The organism is Streptomyces atratus (genome assembly GCF_014648655.1).
GTDB classification, from domain to species: Bacteria; Actinomycetota; Actinomycetes; order Streptomycetales; family Streptomycetaceae; genus Streptomyces; species Streptomyces atratus.
Genome location: NZ_BMRN01000055.1, coordinates 20,920 through 33,330, shown reverse-complemented (window position 1 = coordinate 33,330; position 12,411 = coordinate 20,920). Strand labels below are relative to the sequence as shown.

The window sequence follows — 12,411 nt, the reverse complement described above, 5'->3', positions numbered from 1 at the left end:
TGCACCATGAAACAGGGACCGGGCATCACCGCGTTCCAGCGCGGCGCCCCAGAGGGTGGCGCATCCCCACCGGATGCGACCACCCTCCACACCCTCACAAACCCAAACACTCAACCAATTCACAGACCCCACCCCCACACACCCACAACCCCACCCACAACACAACGAACTCCCCCTCCCTGTCCGCGAGCGCCAGAACATCGGGCAACTCCAGGCCGACGAACCCGGTCAGGCAGTACCGACCCCACAGCGCCCAGGGCAACACAGCCGCGTACTCCCGCAACCCCCGACGTTATCCGGACCACACTGGTAAATCACGTTCGCGCGCTCCAGCAGCCATGCCAGCCTCGGGAGACGCCGACTTCAGATCACGTCGGCCCACGTCGCCCAGGTGCCGGTCCCGGAGCCTCCGCCAACTTGAAGCCGCAGGTCACGGGGCTGGTGTGGGTCGTTGATCGTGTGCTCGTGCTGGTCACGGGCAACTGTTTGCGCTCAAGGTCGTCTGACATGCCGACGATCACGGAGCCACGAATTCCTCCTGACACTGCACGCCGGGTGAGATGGTGCCCTTCTTGATGAATGAAGCCGGTGTCATCGGTGATCAACTCACCGCCTTGTGTGCCGAGTCGGTCTGCAGCGTACGTCTGCAGGTCATCGCGGAGGCAGCCGGCGCCCCAGCGGCTGTGGGACAGCACGTGCAGCAGCCGACCGGGGTGCCATGGCCGGCATACCCGGCGAGCAGTCAGCCGTTCCTGCGGCTCACCAAGCCCAGCAGCCCGCCCACATCCCGCATCCGGCGACGGGGTTCCACACCCGGGCGAAGCAGGCTCCGACTCGCAAGAAAAGACTCTCGAGTCCCTGGCCCCACACGCCCGTGGGTACATCATTGATCAAGCTTGTGGAATGCTCGGGGCACTGTCACTACATGCGGCGTGGGCGCACGCTCGCGGGACGGTCCGCCAAGACCGTCCCGCACCCGTCACCAGACCACTACGCTCCCCAGCGCCAGGTCGTTGACCAGCAGTAATGGAGAGGCCGGCTGAAGTGCTAGCGCTTGTAGGTGTTGCCGCCCGTGTCCTTGACGGACTTGCAAGTGCGGCCGGTGTCGGACCCTGAACGGACGCTCGGCGTCTTCTTGTTGTAGTAGTTCACGGTGTAGGAATTACCCGAAAACGTGTTGCCACCCTTCCCACATGTGTTGGCCCTCGGGAACACCCAGTAAGTGAACATCCCATGATTACCGTTCCCCCGAGTCTTCCCCCGGTAATCGCGGCCCTTCTGAAAGACATTGTCTTGAACCTTGTTGCCGCTGCTGCCGTCGCTGGCGCGGACCGGGTCGCCGGAGATGACCTTGAAGGTGTTCCCCTTCACCAGATTCCCGTTGCTTCCGGGGGTCTTCTGCGTCTGGTTGAAGGCGAGGTAGACACCGTGGGTGTTCCCCGGGACATTCTTGTTCTCAAGACTGACGAACGAGTTGTTGGTGATCCTGGCCTTCGAGACGTAGTTCAGATGCACGCCTGCGTAGCCCTTGCCGCCCTTGACCCAGGCGTTGCCCATTTGCTTGAAGGTGATCCGGTTGATCACAAGCCCCTTGACTGGGCCGTCCTTCTTGGTCCCCGTGGCCTTGATCCCGCCGTCGCCGTAGCGCTGCACGGTGAATGGCCCCTGGAAGTTCAGTTCGGGTGACTTCGGGCCGACCTTCGTCCAGTACCCGGCTTTGGCTGCCCGCCCGTCGAACGTGACGGGCCCTGTCCCCGGCTGGACCTTGACCGTGACCGTACTGGCGATTTCCGGCCCCCACTCCACCCCGGCATCAGTGTAGGTGCCGCCCCGGAGCATGATCGTCGCGTTCTTCGTGTGCCTGGCGTCGAGCACGGCCTGTGCGTCACGCAGGGACCTGACCGGACTCTGAGCAGTGAGACCAGCCTTCCCCGCCACCCGCAGAAGCGATTTCCCCGAAAGCCCGGCGAGCGAGGTTCCGCCGGAGCCGACGTAAACGGTGACATCCTCGCCCCCTGCTGGAGCGGCCAGCGCCCCCGGCCCGCTCGGAACCAGCATCGTCACGGCCGCCGCCAGGCACGGCAGGCCGATGCGCAGGTGCTTGCGCATGGGTGTTCCCCCAATCAAAGGTCATGTGAAGCGCGAGCGAGAAGTCCGTTCTCGCTCCGCTCGTGTGACAGGAACGCTGCCCGGTGTCATGCCAACACCGCAAGCACTTCACGCTGTCCGGGCCTGTCCGGCACTGTCCCGGACAGCCTGCACACCCGTGACACCGAGTCCCGTCACCCCAACCGGCCGAACGTGGCTCCGATCCTGCGCATTCGCCATCAGCTCGCCGAAGACGCAGCCACTCAACCAACGCGTCCCGGATACACAGCTGGTGTGACCGGTTCTCGGGGGAAGTGTCTAATCAACGGCGGATCTGCTGACCAAGGGAGAGACGTCAAGTCAGCGAAAGTGAAGACCGCCGCTTGGGACTTCGTCTCCACCCATACCGAGGGGTTCAGCATCAAGCGGATGTGCCGGGTGCTGGAGCTCCCGCTCGGGTTACTACCGGTGGATCGCCGGCGCCGAGGCGCGGGCGGGGCGACAGTTCGAGGAGGACGCCCTGGTCGAGGAGATCCGCGAAATCCATACCGAACACTGCGGGAACCACGGCGCGCTTCGAGTCCATGCCGAACTGCGCGGCTTGGGCCACACGGTCAACCACAAGCGCGTGACCAGGCTGGCGCGCAAGCACTACATCGTCGGCAGTCACCTGCGGAAGAAGAAATGCACCACGATCCCGGACCGCCTCACGCCGCCAGTGGCGGACCTGGTCCAGCGGGACTTCACCGCCAGTACGCTGGACGAGAAGTGGTGCGGCGACATCACACATGTGCAGGTCGGAGCCGCGTGGATCCGCCTCGCTTACGTGATCGATATCCGGTCGCGCCGAGTGCTCGGCTGGTCCATGGCCCCGCACATGCGGGCCGAGCTCGTCTTCGACGCACTCCGGGCCGCGGTCGCGACCCGCGGCGGCGACGTCACCGGAGTGATCTTCCACGCGGACCGCGGATCGCAATACACCTCGGCCGCGTTCGCCCAGGTCTGCGACCTGCACGGCATCCGCAGAAGCATGGGCAGGGTCGGCTCCAGCCACGACAACGCCCTGGTCGAGAGTTTCTGGCAGGAACTCAAGCGAGAAACGATGTACAGGAGAGTGTTCGTGACGATGTCTCGGACGAGGCTCGAGATATTCCGGTGGCTCACCTATTGCAACGCCAGACGCCGACACCGCGCGCTCTCCTACCTCTCCCCAATAGAGTTCGAACAGCACCACCACAGGACAGCTGAACTCCCACTCACAGCATGAACCCCTGTGTCCACACTCCGGGGGTCACCTCAGCGCGAGTCCGACCCGATTACAACAGCAGAGGGTTGCCTGGCTGCCCGTCGGCATTACGCCTTGTCGGTCACAGTGGCTTCCGCCTACCTGGCAACCACGTCCTGACGAACGGCCTTTCAGCCGGATCGAAAGGTATTCGACTCAACTTCCCAGAGCGGCCCGCCTCTGGAATCACGAGCGGACAAAGTTGATATCGACCGACGCGAAGAACTGCTCAACGCCCACGCACTGCCATCCAATGGGCTCCACGGCACTGACGATCAAGTCGATCTCCTTGCGGATCTCCTTCATAGACACTCGTCCGCGGCCATCGACGTCGAAGCCTGCGACGAACGTCAGATCGCCCCGTTCATAAGCAACCCTGGCGTCCGATACGAACTTTTGCATGCGCCAGGCGTGAATCAGCCCCATCTGCCCCCTCCCAATCCACCGGGCTCATTACTCTTCCACGGATCTGACTGCCGGTCAGCTGGATCGCCCATCCGAATGGCCCAGCTCATCGGCGTCGCCTCCGCGGCAGCGTCGGCACCGCCCTCGGCGCGATCAACGGCGGCCTGGTCCTCGGTGTGCTCAACAACGACATGAACCTCGTCGGCATCGGCACGGACTGGCAGCAGGTCGTCAAGGGTCTGGTCCTGCTCGCGGCGGTCGGCTTCGACGTGCGGAACAAGCGCAAGGCCGGTTCACAGGTCCCGCAGAAGTACCCAACTCCTTCTACTGGAACCGCATATGGAGACGAGAAGACGCACGGCGACGGCACTCTCCGCGACCACACTCCGCACCTCCACCACCGCACACGCACACCCCCACGCATCGGGAGGCGGGAAGCCCGTGAAGGCCTAGCTTCTACCCCCGCGTCGAAGCTGTGCCGAGAGGTCGCAATGCAACGGCCGGCCAGCCGCCGCGAGGTCATGGACGAGTTCGTCTGCGTGTGCGATGTGGCAGCGGTGGTGGTGCGTCGCCTGCCCGGGCTCCCCGATGGGTCGACGGCGTCGATGGCGACGCCGAACGTCCCTGTGTACCGGTACACAGGTCCACGTAACCAGGGACCACCGCGTGGACCGTTGACACCATGGCCTCGCCGTCGCGGTCATGGCCGAGGGCGGCTGTCAGAGGCGGATGCGGTAGACGCGCCTGGTGTCTTCGTGTTCGGCGAGGCCCCAGAGGGAGCCTCCCCTGGCCCGTGGCTGGTAGCTGAGGTCTTCCGGCCCCAGGGTGAGCTTGCCGTGCGGCGCGGTCATCTTCTCGCCCCGGGGCCACTGCAGCCACAGGCTTCCCTGCTTCGGGCTCTTGGGCGCATGGGATTTCACGGGGGCATTGGCCGAGTAGTACGTCTGGTCACCGACACAGACCGTGCCCTGCACCCTGGGGATGCGCAGCGGCCAGGTGGAGGCGGCCCGTTCCGAAGCGATGTAACCGGCGCTGTTCAGGTTCCAGCGGACCGCCACGCCGTTGGGACTCTCCTCGAAGTACTCGCTGACGACGAGCGACTGAGTGGCCCCCTGGGTACGGTCCAGGGACACCTGGGAGTACGCCAGGTTCGCCGACCAACTGGCGGGCCGATACACATGGTGCAGGGGCATGACGTACCGGTAGCCGTGCGCGTAGTACTTCTTGTCCCCGGCGTGATAGCCGCACCAGTTCTTGGCGCGCTCCCGGGTCTTCTCCGTCGACCCGCGGGACACCTTGAGCATCCTGGTGGTGTCGAAGACATACAGGCCCCGGTTCCTGTCCGCCACGTACAGCCACTTCCCCACCCATGCGATGCCCCCGGCGTGGAGGGTGGTGACCTTGAAGTCGAAAGGCTCGCCCGACTCCTTGGTGGGCTCGGCCAGCAGGACGTGGTCGTACCGCGGGCGGCTCGACAGCCCGGTTCGGGTGACGTCGATGACGGATACCTTGGCGCCCTGGTTCCCGGCCGTCTGCTTGTCGTACCAGGAGACGAGGGCGACCTTCTTGCCCCCGCTGCCCGGTACGGAACCGCCATAGGCGTCGTAGCTCGTGGTGATGCCCTGCGGGTACCACCGCTTCCCGCGGGCGTCCTCGCGGTACTTGGACCTCGCATCCCACCCGAAGGCGAAGTCGAACCGGTCGGGCCTCGGGGCGGAACCCGGGCCGTCGCGCCAGTCACCGGGCGCCGAGGCGCGCCGCTCGGCCCTGTCGAGCACGTCGTCGACGAGGTCAGCCACGCCGAGCCTCTGCCTCGTGATCAGCCCCTGAGTGGCGGCTGCCCACGTCGTGCCGGTCGGCACGCCGTCACGGTCGTACATCCTCAGCCCGTACCCCGGCTCCGCCGCCCGTGCCACAGACGGTACGAGCAACCCTCCGGCCGTCACCGCGAGGGGAACAGCCGCGATACCCTTCAAAAGAGCTCTGCGTGTGGTGTCCATGTCGAGCAACGGTAGGGGCGCACCGGCCGTTCCGGCCCTGCCTGTCGCGTCCGGGACATGTCCGGGACAGGGGCGCCTGCCGCAGCACCGCCGGCGTTCCGGCCGATGCCATCGAGTCCGCCGGCCCGCTTGAGCGGCCGGCGCCTGCACGGACCGCCGGTGCCGTCCCGCATGAGCTACAGACACCTCGGAGGACCACCACTCTCCTCAAGCGAGACAGGGCCCTGAAGAGCCCGACCAGGACCCGGATCCGCCGCGCGGGCGGTTCCGGCTGAGCCGCACGGCCCACTCCGGTTCCGCCCGCCCGCTCGCCCCAGATCGGAGTCAAGCCGATTGCTGGTGGGCCGAGTAGGTCAGGTGGCCCGCATCACCGCGCTGGTAGTACGTGGCCTCGTCGCCGGGGGCGATCGGAAGCCTGCCGCGCAGCCGCTCGACCAGGGCGGGGCTGGCGATGAAGGCGCGGCCGAAGCTGATGAGGTCGATCGTGGAGAGCTGGGCAACGACGGTGGGGCGGCCGTTCGCCGAGGTGGAGAGCGAGCTGGGCACTGGACGGTTCGGGGACGACGAGCCGGGCGTTCAGCGAACGGTTGGAGTAGTCGTCACGGCCCGGGCTCTGGAACCGGGCGGCTCAGCTGAGGTTGTCACTCGTCGTGGAGTTGCGGATCATGCGCACGTTGGGCAGCCTTCCTCGCCAAATCTCTCGTTCACCTGTGGCCTTGAATCCGTAGCGCTCGTAGAAGTGGACCGCACGCTCGTTGTACTCGGTGACCCATAGGCGCATGGGTGCGCTTCCTGCCCAGGCCAGGAATTCGCTCATCATTCGCCCCCCGACACCTTCGCCCTGGGCCTCGTTCAGCAGATACATTGGCCCGAGGGTGACCACGTCGTCCCGGCGGCCGCAGAGGAAACCGACGATCTCCGCATCGGAGCGGACGACACGGCAGAACAGCAGGTCCGGTCGTTGCTTCGCTGCCACAATGAACTCCCGCCACTGAGCGATCCCTTCCGTGGTGGCGGAGGAGCCTCGGTGCTCACGTATCCATCCCTCGTCTATCCCTGCCTCCTCGTTGGGATACGTCTGCAGCCAGGCTCTCAACTGCACGGGCCCCAGAGACTCGGCGTCCTCGGCGTTGGGGGCTTCGATCACATGGGTCATGGCGGCCATCCTCGATGATGCCCCACGAGCACCTCGCACGGCTCTTGTTTTCCTCGATCCGGCCGTTACCGGCAGAGGTCAGCTCGCTTTGGCCGGCTCCTCGGCTCGGGCTCGGGTGCCGGCGAGTCGGTAGGAGACGGTGCCGGTCTCGATGATGGTCCCGTTGAAGGTGAGTCGGTCGACGATTGCCGGGCAGAGCCGCGGATCCGTGAACGTCTTGGTCCACAGGCAGAACGGCTGGCTCTTCTTGATCCATTCGCAGCTCGCGAGGGTGTGGATGGTCGCCGCGTCGATGTTCGGGTTGGCGTCGAAGTCGAACGCCCGCAGGGACTTCACCCGCGGGAAGCCGGCCGCCTTGATCCGCCGCTCCGAGCGGCGGCGGGCACGGTCGCCGCCGCTCCAGAAAAGGCTTCAGACCGTGGTCGAGCTCAACCGGGCCGTCGCCGTGGCAATGGCGAGCGGACCGCAGGAAGCGCTGTCCATCGTGGACGGGCTGGCCGCCTCCGGGCGCCTGTCGGGGGCGCGCCTGCTCCCGACGGTGCGCGGCAAACTGCTCGTCCGGCTCGGCCGAACCGCCGAGGCATGGGCCGAGCTGGAGCTCGCCGTCCGGCTGTGCCGCAACCTCCGCGAGTGGTCGGTCGTCCTGCTGCGCAAGGCCGCCGAGCCGGTGTGACGGCCAGCGGCCGCCGCTACCGCCCCGGCGTGCTGCCGCGCACGACCGGCTCCGCAGGAAGCAGCAGCCCGCTCGCCGGGGCGGCGGTGGGGTCCTCGACGGCGGTGATCAGCCGGTCGACGAGGACGTGGGCGATGGCGGCCAGGGGCAGGCGCGCGCTGGTGAGGGCGGGCTGGAGCAGCGTGCAGAGCGGGATGTCGTTGAAGCCGGTGACGGCGACGTCGTCGCCGACGGCGAGGCCTGCGGCGCGGACGGCCTGGTAGGCGGTCAGGGCGAGCCAGTCGCTTGCGCAGACCAGGGCGGTCGGGCGGTCGGGGCCGGTGAGCAGGCGCTGGACGGCGTGGGAAAGCGCGGCCGGGTCGTCGTCGGGGACGCCGACCTCGAAGGCTCCGTCGGGGGCGGCGGCCGCGGCTTGCAGGAAGCCGGCCCTGCGGTCGGCGAGCCAGGGCAGGGACGCGGCGGAGTTGAGGTAGCAGATCCGGCGGTGGCCCTGGTCGAGCAGGAGTCCGACCAGGGCGGCGGTGGCGGCGGTGGAGTCGATGTCCACCCAGTTCTGCGGACGGCCGGGGGCGGTGCGGCCGAAAGCGGCGAACGGGAAACCAGCCTCGGTGAGCACGTCGACGCGGGGGTCGTCGTGGACGACGTCGGAGAGGACGAACCCGTCGACCTGGCGGGCCGCGATCAGGCTGTTGAAGGACCTGGCGACTGCTCCGGCGCCCTGCTGGGGGTCGGAGCGGAACACCAGAATGCGGTGACCGACGGCGTCGGCGGCGGTCACCAGCGCCTGGAGGAAGCCGCCCATCAGGGGGTTGGGGTCGGCGGGGTTGTCGGCGGGGGCGGGATAGCCGATGACCTTGCGGGTGCCGGTGCGCAGGCTGCGGGCGGACTGGTCCGGCTGGTAACCGAGTTCGTCGATGGCGGCGGTGACCCGGGCGAGGGTGGTGGCGCGTAGCCGGTGGGGTGCGTTGAGGGCGTTCGAGACGGTCTGGCGGGAGACTCCTGCCGCGTGTGCGACGTCCTCGATGGTCACCTGTCGAGCGGTCATCGTTCCTCTGTGGGCGGTGGTCGGCGGGCTGTGGACGGCGGGTGGCCGCCCCCAGCCCGCGGTTGTCAGTGCTCGCGGGTCAGGGTGAGCAGGCCACCGGTCGGCACGGTCACCGAGTTCACCCCGGCGACGAGGTCGAGCATGGTCTGGGACAGGATCTCACCACGGCAGTCCTGGACGCGGGCGAGGGCCTGTTCCGGTCGGGTGGCGGTCAGGAGCATCACGGGGTCGCCGTCCGCGTTGGCGACGAGCAGGGTCTGCGGGCCGTCCGCGGCGTGCCGGTCCGGGAGGGCGACGGGCAGCGGCGCGTAGCGTGCGACCACGGTGGTGTGGTGGTCGCGGGCGCGGACCAGGGGGTAGCCGAGGTCCGGTCGCACGGGTTCCAGGATGCCGAGTTGGAGGACGTCGGCGTGCCGGCGGAAGACGCCGAGCCAGAAGCGCAAAGTGGCGAGCTGGTCCGGGCTTTGGGCGGCGAGGTCGACGGAGATCTGCGGCACCGAGAACAGGGCGTTGATGAGGTGGACGGCGATGGACTCGGGCGTCTCGGCGGAGTTCCACATGATCATGTCGGCGTGGACGGCGAGCGGGCCCGCGGTGAGCCGGCAGTCGACGATGCGCTGGCGGTTCTCGGCGGGGCTGAGCGGGCAGTCGGTGGCGCGGACCATGGTGGCGTACGGCCACAGCCCTGGGCTGACGTACGGCTGGCGGTGCTCGACGATCACGTCCGGCCGGGTGCGGCGCAGGCGGGCGTCGAGGTCGGCGAGCAGCTGGAGCACGCCCTCGTGGACGGCGGTGCGGTCGGCGCCGGCCGGGGCGGGTGGGGGGTCGGTGACGGCGAAGCGGTCGATGAAGTCGAGTTTCAGACCGTCCATGTCCCACTGCTCGACGGCGCGGGAGACCTTCTCGACCAGGTAGGCGCGGACCTCGGGGTGGCGGGGGTCGAGCACGGCCGCGTCCAGGTGGGGCTCCTCGCGCAGGATCATGCCCTTGAAGCGGTCCCAGGCGTCGTTGTGCCGGCCGATGAACGGCAATGCGTACCACAGGAGGTAGGCGAGGCCGAGCCGGTGGACCTCGGCGACGTGGGCCGTGGGGTCGGGGAAGGTCGCCGGGTTGGGCTCCCAGTCACCGCAGTGGCCATAGCCGCGGGCGCGGTCGGTGGTCTGCCAGCCGTCGTCGACGACGATGCTCTCGCAGCCGACGGCCGCGGCGAGGGCGGCCTGGCGTTCGACGGCGGCGGTGTCGACGTTCTGGTGGAGGCTGTACCAGGTGGAGTAGGCGGGCATCCGGGCGGCGGGGGCGATGCCGGGGTGGTGCAGGCCTTCGGCCCACCAGGCGGTGACGGCCTGCAGGGTGGCGGCAAAGTGGCGGCCGCTGAGGTCGATCCGCAGCCGTAGCGGCGGCCCGTCCGGGGTGAGGTCCTGTTCGACGGTAAAGGCGAACTCGCCGCTTTCCTCCACCACGCCGGCGCCGACGCGCACGGGTGCGGAGGTCTCGTCGGCGGCGGCGGTGCACAGGGCACGGTCGTCGGTGCCGACCAGGCTGGCGACGGGGGTGCCCAGGGCGAGCGAGACGGTCCGGGGGGCGATCCAGGACGGCGGCAGCCAGCGGGAGGCGTTGGTGTCCGGGGTCCAGTAGGCGGTGGCCCCGAGGCAGGGGACCCGCCATTCGGCGCGGACGGTGGCCCCGGCCGCCGCCGTGACCTCGATCAGGGCCACGCCGTCGCCGACCGGGGTGACGGCGGTCTCCAGCCGGTCGCAGCCGAGCCCGGTGAGGTGGACGGTGAGCGGGGCGCCGGTGGGGTGGAGCAGGCCGGTGGCGAGCTGCCGGTGGCCGACGGTGTCGGGGGTGGCCCCGGCCGGCATGTTCGGGCGCCAGGCCGGGACGGGCTGCTGCGGGGTGGCGTCCCGCGGGGCGGTGTCCGGCGCGGTGAGCGCCTGCGGGCTCTCGGTGCGCTCGCCGGCGGGGAGTGGTTCGGTGGTCACGGTGGTCACTCCTTGGTGGCCCCGGCCAGCAGGCCGGAGATGAACTGGCGCTGCAGGACGAGGAAGAGGGCCATCACGGGGATGGCAGCGATGGCGGCGGCGAGCAGGACCTGCGCGTAGTTGGTGGTCGACAGCCCCTGCAGGGTGGCGGTGGCCACGGGCAGCGTGTACATCTCGGGGCTGCGCAGGGCGATCAGCGGCCAGACGAACTGGTTCCAGCTGCCGAGGAAGACGAACAGCGCGAGCGCCGCGATGACCGGCCGGTTGACCGGGATGACGATCCGCCACAGCACCCGCAGTTCGCCGGCGCCGTCGACGCGCGCCGCGTCCAGGAGTTCGTCGGGCATGGAGCGCAGTGCCTGCCGCATCAGGAAGATGCCGAACGGGGTGACCAGGCCGGGCAGGATGACGGACTGGTAGGAGTCGATCAGGCCCAGTTCCATCATCATTTGGAAGATCGGGATCAGCATCACTGTGTCGGGGATGACCAGGGTGCTGAGCAGCAGGACGAAGAACAGGTTGCGCCCGCGGAAGTCGAACTTGGCGAAGGCGTAGCCGGCCAGGACCGAGATGGCGACCGCGCCGACCGTCTGGACGCCCGCCACCAGCACGGTGTTGAGCAGGACGCGGGTGAGCCCGATGGACTCCTGGAGCCCGCGGAGGTTGTCCATGAGGTGGCCGCCGGGCAGTAGCTTCGGCGGCCACGAGAACACGTCCTTGTCGTCCTGGGTGGCGGCGATGGCGAGCCAGTAGAACGGGCCGACGCAGAGCCCGAAGGCGCCCGCGAGCAGCAGGGTGAGCAGTGGGCCGCGGGGCTTCACCGGCGCTCTCCCATCAGCCGCACCTGCAGGATGCCGAGCACGGACACGATCAGCGCGAGCGCGTAGGCGAGGGCCGAGGCGTAGCCGAAGTCGAAGTACTTGAAGCCGTTGTTGTAGAGGTACATGGTGACCGTCATGGTGGCGTTGTCCGGGCCGCCGCCGGTGAGGACGTACGGCTCGTCGAAGAGCTGCAGGGTGCCGATGGTGGAGAGCACCACGGTGAGGAGCAGGATCGGCCGCAGCTGGGGAAGGGTGATGGCAGCGAAGCGGCGGATCGGCCCGGCGCCGTCGACCATCGCGGCCTCGTACAACTCGTTGGGAATGCCCTGGAGGCCGGCGAGGTACATCACCGCGTTGTAGCCGGTGTAGTGCCAGGTGATGACGAGGACGACGCCCACGCGGGCCCAGAAGGGGCTGCCGAGCCAGTTCACTCGGTCGATGCCGAACGCGGAGAGGACCCAGTTCAGCAGTCCGGCGTCGCGGTTGAGGATCACGGAGAACATCACGCCGGCGGCGACCAGGCCGGTCAGCGAGGGGACGAAGACGCCGAGTCGCCAGAGCGGGCGCAGCCAGACCTTGGTGGAGTTGAGTCCGAGGGCGACGAGCAGGGCCAGGCCGAGCATCAGCGGCACCTGGACGACCAGGATCAGCGCGGTGTTCTTCAGCGCGGTCCAGAACAGCGGGTCGTCCAGCAGGCGCTGGTAGTTGGCGAGTCCGGTGAAGTGCCGGTCGTCGCCGTTGCCGGTGGTGAGGCTGATCCAGAGCGAGTCGGCAATGGGGTACGCCTTGAAGATCGCGAAGCCCAGGACGGCGGGCATGATCAGCAGGTAGGGGACGGAGTCGCGGGTCAGCAGCCGACGTCGGCCCGGGCGGGTGCGGCCGGTGTGCGTGGGGGTGCCGCGGCCGGCCGGGGTGGCGGTGGCGGGAGCGCGTTCGGGCGGGGCGAGGGACATGAT

9 protein-coding genes and 6 pseudogenes are annotated in these 12,411 nt (G+C 68.5%); 3 read left to right on the top strand and 12 right to left on the bottom strand.

Translation table 11 applies throughout. The annotated features are described in order from the left end of the window. Positions 1 to 181: 181 nt before the first annotated feature. The 3 genes and pseudogenes from IEZ15_RS45725 to IEZ15_RS38405 all read right to left on the bottom strand — a co-directional run. A pseudogene (locus tag IEZ15_RS45725) lies at positions 182 to 345 on the bottom strand (UDP-N-acetylglucosamine--N-acetylmuramyl-(pentapeptide) pyrophosphoryl-undecaprenol N-acetylglucosamine transferase); the annotation flags it as partial. Between the two features lie 193 nt (positions 346 to 538). Then, positions 539 to 870, bottom strand: a pseudogene (locus IEZ15_RS47740) (IS701 family transposase); the annotation flags it as partial. Between the two features lie 177 nt (positions 871 to 1,047). Beyond that, the gene (locus IEZ15_RS38405; RefSeq protein WP_189281650.1) at positions 1,048 to 2,109 is read right to left on the bottom strand and encodes a right-handed parallel beta-helix repeat-containing protein; all 1,062 of its coding nucleotides are present in this window, start codon (positions 2,107 to 2,109) and stop codon (positions 1,048 to 1,050) included. A 382-nt stretch (positions 2,110 to 2,491) separates the two neighbouring features. Here IEZ15_RS38405 and IEZ15_RS38400 point away from each other — a divergent pair, with 382 nt between their 5' ends. After that, positions 2,492 to 3,355: an IS3 family transposase gene (locus IEZ15_RS38400; protein ID WP_189281654.1), complete on the top strand. Its 864-nt coding sequence runs from the start codon at positions 2,492 to 2,494 to the stop codon at positions 3,353 to 3,355. Positions 3,356 to 3,559: 204 nt separating this feature from the next. Here the strand turns inward: IEZ15_RS38400 and IEZ15_RS38395 are convergent, their stop codons facing one another. Beyond that, complete coding sequence (locus IEZ15_RS38395; RefSeq protein ID WP_189281649.1) at positions 3,560 to 3,799, bottom strand: hypothetical protein; 240 nt, start codon at positions 3,797 to 3,799, stop codon at positions 3,560 to 3,562. A gap of 98 nt (positions 3,800 to 3,897) precedes the next feature. Between IEZ15_RS38395 and IEZ15_RS45720 the strand changes: the two are divergent. Then, positions 3,898 to 4,074: pseudogene (locus IEZ15_RS45720) on the top strand (sugar ABC transporter permease); the annotation flags it as partial. A gap of 423 nt (positions 4,075 to 4,497) precedes the next feature. Here the strand turns inward: IEZ15_RS45720 and IEZ15_RS38390 are convergent. The 4 genes and pseudogenes from IEZ15_RS38390 to IEZ15_RS38375 form a co-directional block, all read right to left on the bottom strand. Further along, positions 4,498 to 5,778 carry a hypothetical protein gene (locus IEZ15_RS38390; protein ID WP_189281648.1) on the bottom strand — a complete coding sequence of 427 codons (1,281 nt, stop codon included), beginning with the start codon at positions 5,776 to 5,778 and terminating at the stop codon, positions 4,498 to 4,500. Positions 5,779 to 6,102: 324 nt separating this feature from the next. Then, positions 6,103 to 6,258: pseudogene (locus IEZ15_RS38385) on the bottom strand (alkene reductase); the annotation flags it as partial. A gap of 148 nt (positions 6,259 to 6,406) precedes the next feature. Then, positions 6,407 to 6,934 carry a GNAT family N-acetyltransferase gene (locus IEZ15_RS38380; RefSeq protein WP_189281647.1) on the bottom strand — a complete coding sequence of 176 codons (528 nt, stop codon included), beginning with the start codon at positions 6,932 to 6,934 and terminating at the stop codon, positions 6,407 to 6,409. A 78-nt stretch (positions 6,935 to 7,012) separates the two neighbouring features. Beyond that, positions 7,013 to 7,324 (bottom strand): annotated as a pseudogene (locus IEZ15_RS38375) (ATP-binding protein); the annotation flags it as partial. 28 nt (positions 7,325 to 7,352) lie between these two features. Here IEZ15_RS38375 and IEZ15_RS38370 point away from each other — a divergent pair. Then, positions 7,353 to 7,607, top strand: a pseudogene (locus tag IEZ15_RS38370) (RNA polymerase subunit sigma-24); the annotation flags it as partial. Between the two features lie 16 nt (positions 7,608 to 7,623). On the opposite strand, the gene IEZ15_RS38365 reads toward IEZ15_RS38370, so the two are convergent. From IEZ15_RS38365 to IEZ15_RS38350, 4 genes are all read right to left on the bottom strand, one after another. Next, a complete protein-coding gene (locus IEZ15_RS38365; RefSeq protein WP_189281646.1) occupies positions 7,624 to 8,652 on the bottom strand; it encodes a LacI family DNA-binding transcriptional regulator in 1,029 nt (342 codons plus the stop codon). Positions 8,653 to 8,717: 65 nt separating this feature from the next. Further along, the gene (locus IEZ15_RS38360; RefSeq protein WP_189281645.1) at positions 8,718 to 10,634 is read right to left on the bottom strand and encodes a glycoside hydrolase family 36 protein; all 1,917 of its coding nucleotides are present in this window, start codon (positions 10,632 to 10,634) and stop codon (positions 8,718 to 8,720) included. A gap of 5 nt (positions 10,635 to 10,639) precedes the next feature. Next, positions 10,640 to 11,455 (bottom strand): carbohydrate ABC transporter permease, encoded by an 816-nt coding sequence (locus IEZ15_RS38355; RefSeq protein WP_114248724.1) that lies wholly within the window; start codon positions 11,453 to 11,455, stop codon positions 10,640 to 10,642. Next, the gene (locus IEZ15_RS38350; RefSeq protein ID WP_189281644.1) at positions 11,452 to 12,408 is read right to left on the bottom strand and encodes a carbohydrate ABC transporter permease; all 957 of its coding nucleotides are present in this window, start codon (positions 12,406 to 12,408) and stop codon (positions 11,452 to 11,454) included. The genes IEZ15_RS38355 and IEZ15_RS38350 overlap by 4 nt, the downstream gene beginning before the upstream one ends. Between the last annotated feature and the right edge of the window lie 3 nt (positions 12,409 to 12,411).

Bases quoted from the DNA above. Each gene is read 5' to 3' on its own strand.
- IEZ15_RS38380 (WP_189281647.1), bottom strand. From the start codon at position 6,934: ATGACCCATGTGATCGAAGCCCCCAACGCCGAGGACGCCGAGTCTCTG.
- IEZ15_RS38390 (WP_189281648.1), bottom strand. From the start codon at position 5,778: ATGGACACCACACGCAGAGCTCTTTTGAAGGGTATCGCGGCTGTTCCC.
- IEZ15_RS38395 (WP_189281649.1), bottom strand. From the start codon at position 3,799: ATGGGGCTGATTCACGCCTGGCGCATGCAAAAGTTCGTATCGGACGCC.
- IEZ15_RS38350 (WP_189281644.1), bottom strand. From the start codon at position 12,408: ATGTCCCTCGCCCCGCCCGAACGCGCTCCCGCCACCGCCACCCCGGCC.
- IEZ15_RS38365 (WP_189281646.1), bottom strand. From the start codon at position 8,652: ATGACCGCTCGACAGGTGACCATCGAGGACGTCGCACACGCGGCAGGA.
- IEZ15_RS38405 (WP_189281650.1), bottom strand. From the start codon at position 2,109: ATGCGCAAGCACCTGCGCATCGGCCTGCCGTGCCTGGCGGCGGCCGTG.